Origin of the sequence: Promicromonospora iranensis (assembly GCF_028994805.1) — a bacterium.
In the GTDB taxonomy this organism is placed as follows: Bacteria; Actinomycetota; Actinomycetes; order Actinomycetales; family Cellulomonadaceae; genus Promicromonospora; species Promicromonospora iranensis.
Genome location: NZ_JAJQQP010000011.1, coordinates 159,278 through 172,997, shown reverse-complemented (window position 1 = coordinate 172,997; position 13,720 = coordinate 159,278). Strand labels below are relative to the sequence as shown.

Sequence of the window (13,720 nt, the reverse complement as noted above, 5' to 3'; positions counted from 1 at the left end):
GCAACGTCCGGAACTCCCGTGTGGAACTCGCACCGGACCGGACCGTTCCCCGAAGACGAAAGCAGGATCGCTGTGCCTGTCCACCTCCCCGAGCCCGCACGTGGGCTGCGTGTTGCACTGCTCGGCTGTGGCGTCGTGGGCACGGAGGTGGCCCGGATGCTCCTCGAGCAGGGCGCCGATCTCGCCGCCCGCGTCGGCGCGCCGCTGGAGCTCGCCGGGATCGCGGTCCGCGACGCGGACCGCCCCCGGGACCCCGTCATCCCGCGCGACCTCCTGACGGAGGACGTGGAGACGCTGGTGGACGGCGCTGACATCGTCATCGAGGTGATGGGCGGCATCGAGACCGCGCGTGCCCTGCTGCTGCGCGCCATCGAGAGCGGCGCGGCAGTGGTCACCGCCAACAAGGCGCTCCTGGCGGCGGACGGCCCCACGCTCTACAAGGCCGCCGACTCGGCAGGCGTCGACATCTACTACGAGGCTGCCGTGGCGGGCGCCATCCCGATCGTGCGCCCGGTGCGGGAGTCTCTCGCCGGCGACTACGTGCGCCGGGTCCTCGGCATCGTCAACGGCACCACGAACTACGTGCTGGACCAGATGGCGACGAGCGGTCTCGGCCTCCAGGAAGCGGTCGAGCAGGCGCAGGAGCTCGGCTTCGCGGAGGCGGACCCCACCGCCGACGTCGAGGGGTACGACGCCGCGGCCAAGGCCGCGATCCTCGCCAGCCTCGCCTTCCACACCCGCGTCTCGGCCGACGACGTCGCCCGCGAGGGCATCACGGGCGTCACCGCCGACGACGTCGCCTGGGCCGCCCGGACCGGCCACGCCGTGAAGCTGCTGGCCATCGCCGAGCAGACCGGCGAGGGAGTGTCCGTGCGGGTGCACCCGGCACTGGTCCCGCTGGAGCACCCGCTGGCCGGCGTCAAGGGCGCCTTCAACGCGATCTTCGTCGAGGCCGACGCGGCCGGCCCGCTCATGTTCTACGGCCAGGGCGCCGGCGGCCGGCCCACCGCGTCGGCCGTCCTCGGCGACGTCGTCTCGGCGGCACGCCACCGCGTGCTCGGCGGCAAGGGCCCGCAGGAGTCCACCTACGCGGCCCGGCCGCTGCTGCCGGCGGACGCCGCCGTCACGCGCTACCAGGTCCGCCTGCTCGTCGCCGACCTCCCGGGCGTGCTCGCCCAGGTCGCGGGCGTCGTGGGCGACCACGGCGTGTCGATCGACACGATGCGCCAGACCGGTCCCTCCGAGGGGACCGCCGAGCTGCTCCTGACCACCCACGCCGCCCGTGAGGCGTCGCTGGCTGCCACCATCGCGGCGGTGCGCATGCTCGAACCGGTCCGCGAGATCACGTCCGTCCTGAGAGTCGAAGGCTGAACCGTGCCTGTGCTGCCCGCTGAACCGAACCTCCCGTCCGCCGCTTCCGGCGGTGCTCCCACGTCGCGCCTCTGGCGCGGCGTGATCGCCGAGTACGCCGACCGCATGCCCGCCCACGTACGGCAGACGATCGTGACGCTGGGCGAGGGCGGTACGCCGCTGGTCCCCGCGCCGGCGCTGTCCGAGCGCACCGGCGCCGACGTCTACGTCAAGGTCGAGGGCATGAACCCGACCGGCTCGTTCAAGGACCGTGGCATGACCGCCGCGATCTCCGCGGCGGCCGGTCGCGGCGCCCGGGTCGTGGTGTGCGCGTCGACCGGAAACACGTCGGCCTCGGCGGCCGCGTACGCGACGCGCGCGGGCATGATCTGCGCGGTGCTCGTGCCGGACGGCAAGATCGCCATGGGCAAGCTGAGCCAGGCCGTCGCGCACGGCGCGCGCCTGCTGCAGGTGGACGGCAACTTCGACGACTGCCTCGTGGCGGCCCGCAAGCTCGCGGACACCCACCCGGTGGAGCTCGTGAACTCCGTGAACCCGGACCGCATCGAGGGCCAGAAGACCGCGGCGTTCGAGATCGTGGACGCCCTGGGCGACGCCCCCGACATCCACCTCCTGCCCGTGGGCAACGCCGGCAACATCACGGCGTACTGGAAGGGCTTCCAGGAGTACGCCGAGTCCGGCGTCGCAACCCGGACCCCGGCGATGTGGGGCTTCCAGGCCGCCGGCGCCGCCCCGATCGTGAAGGGCCACCCGGTCGACGAGCCGGACACGATCGCCACCGCCATCCGCATCGGCAACCCGGCCTCGTGGCAGCTCGCCGAGGAGGCGAGGGACACGTCCGGCGGCGTCATCGAGGCCGTGACCGACGAGCAGATCCTCGCCGCACACCGGATCCTCTCCGCCGAGGTGGGCGTGTTCGTGGAGCCCGCGTCCGCCGCCGGCGTCGCAGGTCTCCTGGCGCGGCACGAGCGCGGCCTGGTGCCCGCCGGAGCGCGCATCACCATCACCGTCACCGGCCACGGGCTCAAGGACCCGAGCTGGGCGCTGCGTACTCCCGACGGCAGCGAGGTGGAACCCGTGCGGGTGTCCGCCGACGTCGTCTCGATCGCCGACGCGCTGTCCCTCTGATGCAGCTCGGCGCCGACCACGTGCGGGTCCGGGTGCCCGCCACGAGCGCGAACCTCGGGCCGGGGTTCGACTCCCTCGGTCTGGCTCTCGCCCTGTACGACGAGGTCGACGTGCGCCTCGTCGCGAGCGACGAGGTGGTGGTGGACGTCGACGGGGAGGGCGCCGGGCAGGTGCCTCTGGGGGAGGACCACCTGGTCGTGCGCGCGCTGCGCCGCACCATGGACCTGGCCGGGACGGTGCCGACCGGCATCCACATGACGTGCCACAACGTGATCCCGCACGGCAGAGGGCTCGGGTCGTCGTCCGCGGCGGTCGTGGCCGGGATCGTGGCAGCGCGCGCCCTGCTGGCCGAGCCGCGGGCCATCGACGCGGCCACCGTGCTGGCACTGGCGACGGAGTTCGAGGGGCACCCGGACAACGCGGCGCCCGCGATCCAGGGCGGGGCCACCGTCGCGTGGACCACCGACGACGGCCCGCGCGCCGTCGGCCTCGATGTCGACCCGACGATCGAGGCCACCGTGCTGGTCCCCGACGCGCGGCTCGCCACCTCCCGGGCGCGTGCCGCCCTGCCCGAGCACGTGTCGCACGGCGACGCGGCGTTCACGGCCGGCCGGGCCGCCCTCCTGGTGGAGGCTCTGGCCAGACGTCCGGAGCTCCTCTTCGACGCCACCGAGGACCGGCTGCACCAGCCCTACCGCGCGGCGGTCCTCGGTGCCTCCAGCGAGCTGCTGCGGGCGCTGCGGGACGAGGGTGTGCCGGCCACGATCTCGGGCGCCGGACCGACGGTCCTGGTTCTCGCGGGACCGGGTCACCGAGACCGGCGGGACGCCGTCCTGGCGGACCTCGTGGACGAGACGGCGGGCTGGCGGCGACTGACCCCGGGGATCGACACGACCGGGGCGCGCGCCCGGAGGATTTCCGGTAACACGGGTGCGCTATCGTCCGGCTCGAAAGGTGCTACGGGGAGTCATGTCGTACCAGGATCTCCAGCAGTACGGGGTGGTAGTATGCAGTGAACCTTCGGGATCGCACGTCCTGAGCCATGGTGGCGGGAACTCGGATTCGACATCGGTCCTCACCGCCTGTCCGGCAGAGCTACTTCACAGAGCCTCAGCCGATCAGCCGTGCCCGTTGCAGGCCGTGTCCAACGGCCACCGCATCTCGCGAGAAGGCAGACAACGCCCCCGTCAGCCGTCGTCGTCGTACCACGGATGCGAGGTTTTTCGCGTTCCGGCCATTCAGCGCCGGACGCCCACCATCCCGCGGCCCGCGATCACGCGACAAGCCGCAGTTCGAGGGGGAAGGGTCCTTCGTGACAGACACCACCGAAAACGCTCAGTCAGCCGCCGGCCGCACGGCCGGGACCGGAGCACTGAGCAGCATGCGCCTCGCCGAGCTCCAGGCACTCGCCGGAGACCTGGGCGTGAAGGGCACCTCCAGGATGCGTAAGAGCGACCTCGTGGACACGATCCGCGAGAAGACGGGCGGCGCGACGAAGCGTCCGGACCGTGCCGCCTCCGCCGCCGAGAAGCCCACCACCAAGCCTGCCCGTGCCGAGGCGCCGGTCGCCGCCGCCGAGGTCGCCACCTCGGGTGTGCGCGCTGACGCGAGCACGGATGCCGAGAAGGCCGCCCGCCTGGCCGAGCTGGCCGAGGCCGTCGCGGCCCCGCGCGAGCAGGGCGGCGGACGCCGTTCCGGTCGCGGACAGGGCGCTCCCGAGGGGAACGCCGAGAAGCCGGCCGAGGACAAGGGCCGCAACGCCCAGTCCGGCGGCCGCCAGAACGCCCGCGCCAACGAGCGTGGCACCGACCGCGCCAACGAGCGGAACGCCGACCGCGGCACCGCGCGCAGCGCCGAGCGGAACAACACCGAGCGGACCAACGACCGCGCCAACGACCGCGCCAACGACCGTGCCGGCGAGCTTGACGAGGACCGCAACTCGCGTCGCCGCCGTGGCCGGGACCGTGGCCGGGACCGCAAGCGCGGCCGCGGCCGTCAGGGTCCGGACGTCGCGGGTCTCGACAACGTCCCCGAGGTGCGTGAGGACGACGTCCTGCTGCCCGTCGCCGGCATCCTGGACATCCTCGACAACTACGCGTTCGTGCGGACCTCGGGCTACCTGCCCGGCAACAACGACGTGTACGTGTCGCTGAACCAGGTCAAGAAGGCCGGCCTGCGCCGCGGCGACGCCGTCGTCGGGGCCGTGCGCCAGCCGCGTGACGGCGAGGAGCCGCCGACGCAGCCGACCGGGCGCAACGCCAAGGTCAACAAGGTCAACGCCCTGGTGCGCCTGGACTCGGTGAACGGCATGACGCCGGAGGAGGCGCGCGAGCGTCCCGAGTTCACCAAGCTGACGCCGCTGTACCCGCAGGAGCGCCTGCGCCTGGAGAACCCCGAGGCGACCAAGCTCACGCCGCGCGTCATCGACATCGTCGCGCCGATCGGCAAGGGCCAGCGCGGCCTCATCGTCGCGCCCCCCAAGGCCGGCAAGACGCTGATGATGCAGCAGATCGCCAACGCCATCTCCCTGAACAACCCTGAGGTCCACCTCATGGTCGTGCTGGTGGACGAGCGCCCGGAAGAGGTCACCGACTTCGAGCGCTCGGTCAAGGGCGAGGTCATCTCCTCGACGTTCGACCGGCACGCCTCGGACCACACGCTGGTCGCGGAGCTCGCGATCGAGCGCGCCAAGCGCCTCGTGGAGCTCGGCCAGGACGTCGTGGTGCTGCTCGACGGCATCACCCGCCTGTCGCGCGCCTACAACCTGGCCGCTCCGGCGTCGGGCCGCATCCTGTCGGGTGGTGTGGACGCTGCCGCGCTCTACCCGCCCAAGAAGTTCTTCGGTGCCGCCCGCAACATCGAGGACGGCGGCTCGCTGACCATCCTCGCCACGGCCCTGGTCGAGACCGGGTCGAAGATGGACGAGGTGATCTTCGAGGAGTTCAAGGGCACCGGCAACATGGAGCTGCGGCTGTCGCGGTCCCTGGCCGAGAAGCGCATCTTCCCGGCGATCGACGTCAACGGCTCGAGCACCCGGCGCGAGGAGATCCTCATGTCGAAGGACGAGCTCGCGATCGTCTACAAGCTGCGCCGTGTCATGGGCGCGCTCGACCAGACGCAGGCCGCCGAGCTGCTGCTCGGACAGCTCAAGAAGACCAAGACCAACGTCGAGTTCCTGCTGCACGTGCAGAAGACGACGCCGGGCGGTCTGACCGAGGACGACAACGTCGGCGAGACCGTCTGAGCCGGAGCGGAACCGCGGGCTCGGACGGCGACAAGCACCGTCTGAGCCGTCGGACCTACGTCACACCAGACTTCCTCGCCCATCCGGGCGAGGTAGTGGCAGAATGATTGGCTGGCTCGCTGGTTCACGTCACTGCTGTTCTGCAGGGCGACCCAGCGGCATCACACCAAGGAGCAACATGAGGGCTGGAATCCACCCCGAGTACGTCGTCACCGAGGTCACCTGCACCTGCGGTAACACGTTCACCACGCGCAGCACCGAGACGTCCGGCAAGATCAACGCCGACGTCTGCAGCGCCTGCCACCCGTTCTACACGGGCAAGCAGAAGATCATGGACACCGGTGGCCGCGTGGCCCGGTTCCAGGCGCGCTACGGCAAGAAGGCCGACGACAAGTAGCGACTTCGCAGCGCCGGTGGTCCGGCCCGACAACCTCTCCAGGGGCAGTCGGGAACGGACCACCGGCGCTGTTGCTTTCCCTCCTCCTGCCTCCTCTTCTGCTGCGATCGCGATCGTTGCGCCCATGTCGGGCAGGTAGCCGCAAGAACCACGCTCACAACCAAGGAGAGCTCGTGACCGAGTCGTCGTTCGCCGCCGTCGGGCCGCTGCTCAGCGAGCATGCCGAGATCGAGGCGGCGCTGGCGGACCCCGCCGTGCACGCGGACCAGGGTCGCGCGCGCACCCTGGGCCGGCGGTACGCGGAGCTCAACCAGGTGGTGGGTGCCTACCGCTCCTGGGAGCAGGCGCACGACGACGCCCAGGCCGCCGCCGAGCTCGCCGTCGACGACGTGTCGTTCGCCGAGGAGCTGCCGAGCCTCAAGGAGGCCGAGGCGGTGGCCGAGGAGAAGCTGCGCCGCGTGCTGGTGCCCCGCGACCCGGACGACGGCCGCGACGTCATCCTCGAGATCAAGGCGGGCGAGGGCGGTGAGGAGTCCGCGCTGTTCGCCGCGGACCTGCTGCGCATGTACCTGCGCTACGCCGAGCAGCAGGGCTGGTCCACACAGCTGCTGGAGTCCACGGCGTCCGACCTCGGCGGGTACAAGGACGTGCAGGTCGCGATCAAGGCGAAGAGCGTCCAAGGTCCGGAGGACGGCGTCTGGCACAGCCTCAAGTACGAGGGCGGCGTGCACCGCGTGCAACGGGTACCGGTCACGGAGTCGCAGGGTCGTATCCATACCTCGGCTGCCGGTGTGCTGGTCTTCCCCGAGGTTGACGACCCGGGTGAGCTCGAGATCGACCAGAACGACCTCCGGATCGACGTCTACCGCTCGTCCGGCCCCGGCGGGCAGTCCGTCAACACCACGGACTCCGCGGTGCGCATCACGCACCTGCCCACCGGCATCGTCGTCTCCATGCAGAACGAGAAGTCGCAGCTGCAGAACCGCGAGCAGGCCATGCGTGTGCTCCGCGCCCGGCTGCTCGCCGCACAGGCGGAGGCCGCGGCGGCGGAGTCCGCGGAGCTGCGCCGCTCGCAGGTCCGCACCGTGGACCGTTCCGAGCGGATCCGGACGTACAACTATCCGGAGAACCGGATAGTGGACCACCGCACCGGGTACAAGGCGTACAACCTCGACCAGGTGCTCGACGGCGACCTGGGCGCCGTGGTGCGGTCGGCGATCGAGGCCGACGAGGCGGCGCGGCTCGCGGCGGCGTCCGGTGTCTGAGGGCGAGCACCCGGGCGTCTTGCCCGCGGGGCAGGCGGAGGGGCAGGCTCGTGCTGTGGTCGGAGCTGCTGTGGTTGGAGGAGTGCGGTGAGTACACGGCTGTTGAAGTGGGCCCACGAGGAGCTGGCGGACGCCGGGGTCGCGTCGCCCCAGGCCGACGCCGAGGTGCTGCTGGCGCACGCGCTCGGGGTGGACCGGGGGGAGCTGCGGCGGCTGGTCGTGCTGGGGCGCGAGGTGCCCGACGACGTCGCGGGCGTCTTCTCCGGGCTCGTCGCCCGCCGAGCCGCTCGGGAGCCCTTGCAGCACCTGACCGGCGTCGCCGCGTTCCGGCACCTCGAGCTGGCAGTGGGCCCCGGGGTCTTCGTGCCCCGGCCGGAGACCGAGGAGGTGGCGCAGGTGGCCATCGACGAGGCGGCCAAGGTCGTCGGTGAGCGGGAGAGCGCGGTCGTCGTCGACCTGTGCACGGGCACCGGGGCGATCGCGCTGGCCGTGGCCACCGAGGTGCCCGGCACGCGGGTGCACGCCGTCGAGCTCGACAAGGACGCGCACGCCTGGGCGGAGCGCAACGTCGACGCGGTGAGTGCCGCCGCGGCCGGCACCGAGGTGGGCGCCGCCGGGGACGGGACGCCGGAGCGGGTGGTGCGGCTCGTCAAGGGTGACGCCCGCACCGCGCTGTACGGCATCGACGGGCTGGCCGACGTCGTCGTCTCGAACCCGCCGTACGTGCCGTCGGACGCCGTCCCCGTGGACCCCGAGGTCGCCGAGCACGACCCGGCCGTCGCGCTGTACGGGCTGGGACCGGACGGGCTGGAGGTGCCGCGCGGCATCACCGCCGCCGCGGCGCGGCTGCTGCGACCCGGCGGGCTGTACGTCATGGAGCACGCAGAGGTCCAGGCGGAGGCGGCGCGCGACATGGTCGCGGCAGCCCGCGACGCCGACGGGCGGCCTGCGTTCGGGGAGCCCGAGACCCGCAAGGACCTGACGGGCCGGCCCCGCATGGTGCTCGCGCGCCGGCTGGGCCCGGCGCGGAACGCCGGTCACGGCCGATGAGGGCATCACCTGGGGCCTGGATCGTGAAAGACTGTTCCGCGTGAGTGTGCCTGTACAGCCCGTGCTCGACGCCACCGACCCGCAGACCTGGGGCCCCGCGATCGACGAGGCAGTGAATGCGATCTCCCGTGGCGGGCTCGTGGTCCTGCCCACCGACACCGTGTACGGCATCGCTGCCGACGCGTTCGACGAGGCCGCGGTAGCCGCGCTCCTCGCGGCCAAGGGGCGCGGCCGCCAGATGCCGCCGCCGGTCCTGGTGGGTGAGGTGGCGACCCTCGACGGCCTGGCCATCGACGTGCCCGACGACGCCCGCAAGCTCGTCGAGGCGTTCTGGCCCGGCGGTTTCACGATCATCCTGCGCGCGCAGCCGTCGCTGCAGTGGGACCTCGGTGACACCGGCGGCACCGTCGCCCTGCGGATGCCGGACCACCCCGCGGCGCTCGCTCTGCTCAAGCGCACCGGCCCGCTGGCCGTGTCGAGCGCGAACAAGTCGGGCAGCCCGGCGGCGCAGGACGTGGCGGACGCCGAGCGTCAGCTCGGCGACTCGGTGGCCGTGTACCTCGACGGTGGCGAGGCACCGGGCGGTGTCGCCTCCACCATCGTGGACGCCACGGGCCCGGCGCTGCGGGTCGTCCGCGAGGGTGCCGTGCCGCTCGAAGCACTGCGCGAGGTGGCCGACGTCGAAGGAACCCGGACGTCGCCCGAGGACGACCCGAGCGATCCCCCGGCCGGTGCCGCGGAGGACGACGAGTGAGGGTGTACCTGCTCCTGATGCTCGTGGCCGCCGCGGTCACGTTCCTGACCACGCCGTTCGCCCGCTGGGTGGCCCTCAAGACCTCGGCGATCTCCGCCGTCCGGGCCCGCGACGTGCACTCGGTGCCGACGCCGCGCCTCGGCGGGCTCGCGATGCTGATCGGCATCATCGTGCCGGTGCTGCTGGCCTCTCAGATGCCGTTCCTCTCCGGCGTGTTCAGGGATCCCCAGGCGTGGGGCATCGTGGGCGGCGCCGCCATCGTGTGCGCACTCGGCTGGGCCGACGACAAGTGGGACCTCGACTGGATCACCAAGCTCGCCGGCCAGGTCCTGGCCGCCGGCTTCATGGCGCTGCAGGGCGTCCAGCTCATCACGATGCCGATCGCGGGCGTGACCATCACGTCGTCACGCATGTCGCTCGTGGTGACCGTGCTGGTCATCGTGATCGCGATGAACGCGGTGAACTTCGTGGACGGCCTCGACGGGCTGGCCGCCGGCATCGTCGCCATCGGCGGCACCGCGTTCTTCCTCTACACCTACGGGCTCACGCAGCAGGTGTCGGCGGACAACTACGCCAGCCTCGCGTCGCTCATGCTCGCCGTGATGGTGGGCGTGTGCATCGGGTTCCTGCCGCACAACTTCCATCCCGCCCACATCTTCATGGGCGACGCCGGCTCGATGCTGATCGGCCTCGTGATGGCGGGCGCCGCGATCAGCGTGACCGGCAACATCCCGCCCGGGGTCATGACCGGCGCGCAGGCCCTGCCCGCGTTCATCCCGCTGCTGCTGCCGGTGGCCGTCCTCATGCTGCCGCTGCTCGACATGGGGCTGGCCGTGATCCGGCGGCTGGCCGCGGGCAAGTCGCCCATGGCTCCCGACCGCATGCACCTGCACCACCGCATGCTGGCCCTCGGCCACTCCCACCGCCGTGCCGTGGTGATCCTGTACGTGTGGACCGCCGTGTTCGCGTTCAGCGCCGCGGCGCTCGTGCAGTGGGACTGGGAGATCGTGCTGATCTGGACCACCGTGTTCGTCGTGCTCGCGCTGCTGGCCACCCTCGGCCCGCTGCGGCACCGCGGTCGCTTCCTGGACGACGACGTCGCCGCGCTCTCCGGCCAGACACCGAAGGTTCCCGCCGCGGTCGGGGCCGGTGCGGCGGAGCCGCGCGTCGTCGCGCAGGGCGCTGCCCGCCCGAGCGCCGCTCAGCAGAGCGTCGCGCCCAAGACCAAGGAGACCATCGAATGACCGAGCAGGTACCTGACGCCCCCGGCACACCGCGAGGCGCCGCCGAGAAGGCGGTGCTCCGTGCGGCGCTGCGCGACAGCATGATCCTCGTGGCGGCCCTCGCGGTCCTCGGATCGCTGGTCGGGCTCCTGGTCGCCGGCGTCGCAGGGCTCTGGGGCGGTCTGATCGGCGCGGCCATCGCCGCCTTCTTCTGCGGGACCACCGTGTGGTCGATGCTCTACACGGTCGGCAAGGGTGCGACCACCATGGGCGCGGTCGTGATGGGCACGTGGCTCGGCAAGATGGTGGTGCTCGTCGCGGTGCTCCTGGTGCTCACGCGGTTCGACTTCTACGACCGCGTGGTCCTGTTCGTCGTGCTCCTGCTCGGGGCCGTGGGGTCGGCGCTCCTCGACTATCGCGCGGTCCAGAACGGCCGGGTCCCGTACGTCGAGCCCGGCGCCGAAGCCTGACGCGGCGCTCTGGGCGGACCTTGACCGGGCACGGGATTGCGCCATAAGTCACAAGGGGCGGCGCTGTGCGGTTAAGCGGCCAAAACCGGCTGGGATATAGGTTAGGCTTACGACTGAATCCATGACGGCCAGGCCCGATGGCGCGCCCGTTCCGCCCCTTTGCGGTGACGCGCGCAGGGCCTAATGACCACCTGGGAGTCCTCCTGTCCACGCATGCGACGTCCGTAATCCTCGCCGCCACCGAAGGCCACGAGGGTGAGGGCGGCTTCCACACGCCGTCGATCTCCGACTTCTTCCCGTCGGCCATCCTCTTCGAGGGCACGATCTTCCAGATCGACCGCCTCTGGATCATCCGGATCATCGCCACCCTGGTGCTGCTGTCGATCTTCGTGATCGCCGCACGCCGGGCGAAGGTGGTGCCGGGTCGGTTCCAGACGGCCATCGAGTTCCTGCTGAGCTTCGTGCGGGTGCAGATCGGCGAGGAGATCATGGGCAAGGAGCGCTCTCGCCGCTTCGTGCCCATGCTCACGACCATCTTCCTGAGCATCCTGGCGTTCAACCTCACGGGTGTGATCCCGGGTCTGAACCTTGCCGGCACCTCGCGGATCGGTCTGCCGCTGGTGCTCGCGCTCTGGGTGTTCGTCACCTACTGGGCCGTCGGCATCCGTAAGCACGGGCTGGGCGGGTACCTCAGGTCGAACCTGTTCCCGCCGGGCGTGCCGTGGCCGATCTACGCCATCCTGACGCCGATCGAGCTGCTGCAGCTCCTGATCATCCGGCCCGGCTCGCTGATGGTCCGACTGGTGGCCAACATGGTCGCCGGCCACATCATCCTCGTGCTCTGCTTCGCGGCCACGCAGTTCTTCGTGGTCGACTCGGCAGGCACCGGGCTGATGTTCTTCGGGCTCCTCACGCTCCCGGCAGGCATCTTCATGACCCTCTTCGAGGTTCTGGTCGCCTTCCTGCAGGCCTACATCTTCGCCCTGCTGGCCGCGGCCTACATCAACATGTCGCTGGAGGAGGAGCACTGACACTGCTCCCTCCTCCGGGCGGCGCTGCATAGCTTCACCTGGAAACCCGCGACAGGCGCACCAGCGCCTCCGCACACCATGCGACGCCGGACCGACCGGTCCGGCGCCCAACGGAAGGAAGACGCAAAGTGGACGTCACCACTCTCGCTGAGGTCAGCGGCAACCTGAACACGGTCGGATACGGCCTCGCCACGCTCGGCCCGGGCCTCGGCCTCGGCATCCTGATCGGCAAGACGATCGAGGGCATGGCCCGTCAGCCCGAGGTCGCCGGCCAGCTCCGCGCCACCATGTTCCTGGGTGTCGCGTTCGTCGAGGTGCTCGCGCTCCTCGGGCTCGTCGCAGGCTTCCTGTTCCAGTGATGGCGGCCCACTCGGGCGCCGTCGTCGTAGCGGCGCAAACGGACGAGCCGTCGGGCATCAGCCTGTTCCTACCTGCCGGATACGACCTCTTCTGGTCGTCGGTGGTCATCGTGATCATCGCGGTGGTGTTCTACAAGATGGTCCTGCCCCGCATGAACGCGGTCCTGGACGAGCGTGCCTCCCTCATCGAGGGCGGCATCGCCAAGGCCGAGGCTGCTCAGCAGCAGGCCGACGAGGCGCTGGCGAAGCAGCAGGAGCTGCTCGCCCAGGCTCGCTCCGAGGCCGCGCAGGTCCGTGAGGAGGCGCGCGCCGAGGGCACCGCCATCATCAAGGACCTCAAGGCCAAGGCGAGCGAGGAGGCGGAGCGCATCACCGAGACCGCCCGTCGCCAGATCGAGGCCGACCGACAGGCCGCCTCCGTGTCCCTGCGCACCGAGGTCGGCGCGCTCGCGACCGACCTGGCGTCGAAGATCGTGGGCGAGTCCCTCGAGGACTCGGCCCGGCAGTCGCGCGTGGTGGACCGCTTCCTTGACGAGCTCGAGGCAAGCCAGGCCCTGGCAAGCAACAAGGAGGCGTGATGCGGGGATCGAGCGGGGCATCGCTGACGGCAGCGCAGGAGCGCTTCGAGCCGGTGCTGCGCGCCGCAGGGACGGACGCACTGGCCCTGGGTGAGCAGCTGCTCACCCTGGTGACGGCGCTGGACGACTCCGCTGCGCTGCGCCGCTCGCTCGCCGACCCCTCCCGCGAGGGCGAGGCCAAGGCCGGCCTGGTGGCCGACCTGCTGAGCGGCTTCGACGAGCGCGTGGTCGACCTGGTCTCCGGCCTGGTCCGGTCCCGCTGGGCGAGCGACGCGGACCTGGCCGACGCCGTCGAGCTTCTCGGTGTGGATGCCGTCCTGGCGTCCGCCGAGGCGCGCGGGGCGCTCGAGACCGTGGAGGACGAGCTCTTCCGGGTCAGCCGTGCCCTCGACGGCCAGCGCGAGGCCAAGCAGGTTCTCTCGGACGCCTCGACGGCTCCCGAGCGCCGTGTGGCACTCGTGGACTCGCTGGTGGGCGGCAAGGTAGACGTGGTGACGCAGCGTCTGGCGCAGCGGGCGACGTCCGCGCTGCGGGGCCGTCGCTTCGTGCAGACGATCGGGTGGTTCGGTGACGTCGCTGCAGAACGTCGCAAGCGTCTCGTCGCCGCGGTGACGAGCGCCACGGTGCTCACCCGCGAGCAGGAGGAGCGCCTCGGTGCGCTGCTGGAGCGCTCCTACGGGCGTCCCGTGCAGCTGAACGTCACCGTGGACCCCGCCATCGTCGGGGGCATGCGCATCCAGGTCGGCGCCGACGTCGTCGACTCCACCGTCCTGTCGCGCCTTGCGGACGCATCGCGTCGCCTGGCCGGCTGAACACGTGAACATGAACCTTCCGCCGCGGCTTTCGCGGC

Annotated in this window: 14 protein-coding genes; all 14 read left to right on the top strand. The window is 71.5% G+C overall.

Features of this window, described 5'->3' with window-relative positions:
- The first annotated feature begins 72 nt into the window (after positions 1-72).
- On the top strand, positions 73-1,371 hold the full coding sequence (locus LUM46_RS19280; protein ID WP_274996146.1) for a homoserine dehydrogenase: 1,299 nt from the start codon (positions 73-75) through the stop codon (positions 1,369-1,371).
- 12 nt (positions 1,372-1,383) lie between these two features.
- Entirely contained in the window at positions 1,384-2,499 is a 1,116-nt protein-coding gene (gene thrC / locus LUM46_RS19275; protein ID WP_274996277.1) for a threonine synthase, read from the top strand.
- Positions 2,499-3,515, top strand: coding sequence for a homoserine kinase (thrB, locus tag LUM46_RS19270; protein ID WP_274996144.1), 1,017 nt, complete (start codon positions 2,499-2,501; stop codon positions 3,513-3,515). Before thrC ends, thrB begins: the two co-directional genes overlap by 1 nt.
- A 365-nt stretch (positions 3,516-3,880) precedes the next feature.
- Positions 3,881-5,743 carry a transcription termination factor Rho gene (gene rho / locus LUM46_RS19265; RefSeq protein ID WP_420875793.1) on the top strand — a complete coding sequence of 621 codons (1,863 nt, stop codon included), beginning with the start codon at positions 3,881-3,883 and terminating at the stop codon, positions 5,741-5,743.
- Between the two features lie 178 nt (positions 5,744-5,921).
- On the top strand, positions 5,922-6,140 hold the full coding sequence (rpmE, locus tag LUM46_RS19260) for a 50S ribosomal protein L31 (RefSeq protein WP_274996140.1): 219 nt from the start codon (positions 5,922-5,924) through the stop codon (positions 6,138-6,140).
- A 173-nt stretch (positions 6,141-6,313) separates the two neighbouring features.
- Entirely contained in the window at positions 6,314-7,405 is a 1,092-nt protein-coding gene (gene prfA / locus LUM46_RS19255) for a peptide chain release factor 1 (RefSeq protein WP_274996139.1), read from the top strand.
- Positions 7,406-7,492: 87 nt separating this feature from the next.
- Positions 7,493-8,455: a peptide chain release factor N(5)-glutamine methyltransferase gene (prmC, locus tag LUM46_RS19250; protein WP_274996137.1), complete on the top strand. Its 963-nt coding sequence runs from the start codon at positions 7,493-7,495 to the stop codon at positions 8,453-8,455.
- Positions 8,456-8,501: 46 nt separating this feature from the next.
- On the top strand, positions 8,502-9,209 hold the full coding sequence (locus LUM46_RS19245; RefSeq protein WP_374727019.1) for an L-threonylcarbamoyladenylate synthase: 708 nt from the start codon (positions 8,502-8,504) through the stop codon (positions 9,207-9,209).
- Complete coding sequence (locus LUM46_RS19240) at positions 9,206-10,453, top strand: MraY family glycosyltransferase (RefSeq protein WP_274996133.1); 1,248 nt, start codon at positions 9,206-9,208, stop codon at positions 10,451-10,453. Before LUM46_RS19245 ends, LUM46_RS19240 begins: the two co-directional genes overlap by 4 nt.
- The gene (locus LUM46_RS19235) at positions 10,450-10,902 is read left to right on the top strand and encodes a Cg1360 family ATP-synthase-associated protein (protein ID WP_274996132.1); all 453 of its coding nucleotides are present in this window, start codon (positions 10,450-10,452) and stop codon (positions 10,900-10,902) included. The genes LUM46_RS19240 and LUM46_RS19235 overlap by 4 nt, the downstream gene beginning before the upstream one ends.
- Before the next feature lie 137 nt (positions 10,903-11,039).
- Positions 11,040-11,933 carry a F0F1 ATP synthase subunit A gene (gene atpB, locus LUM46_RS19230; protein WP_274996130.1) on the top strand — a complete coding sequence of 298 codons (894 nt, stop codon included), beginning with the start codon at positions 11,040-11,042 and terminating at the stop codon, positions 11,931-11,933.
- Positions 11,934-12,061: 128 nt separating this feature from the next.
- Complete coding sequence (locus LUM46_RS19225; RefSeq protein ID WP_253872685.1) at positions 12,062-12,292, top strand: ATP synthase F0 subunit C; 231 nt, start codon at positions 12,062-12,064, stop codon at positions 12,290-12,292.
- Positions 12,292-12,870, top strand: coding sequence for a F0F1 ATP synthase subunit B (locus LUM46_RS19220; protein ID WP_274996126.1), 579 nt, complete (start codon positions 12,292-12,294; stop codon positions 12,868-12,870). The genes LUM46_RS19225 and LUM46_RS19220 overlap by 1 nt, the downstream gene beginning before the upstream one ends.
- Positions 12,870-13,682: a F0F1 ATP synthase subunit delta gene (locus tag LUM46_RS19215; RefSeq protein WP_274996124.1), complete on the top strand. Its 813-nt coding sequence runs from the start codon at positions 12,870-12,872 to the stop codon at positions 13,680-13,682. The genes LUM46_RS19220 and LUM46_RS19215 overlap by 1 nt, the downstream gene beginning before the upstream one ends.
- Positions 13,683-13,720 lie beyond the last annotated feature (38 nt).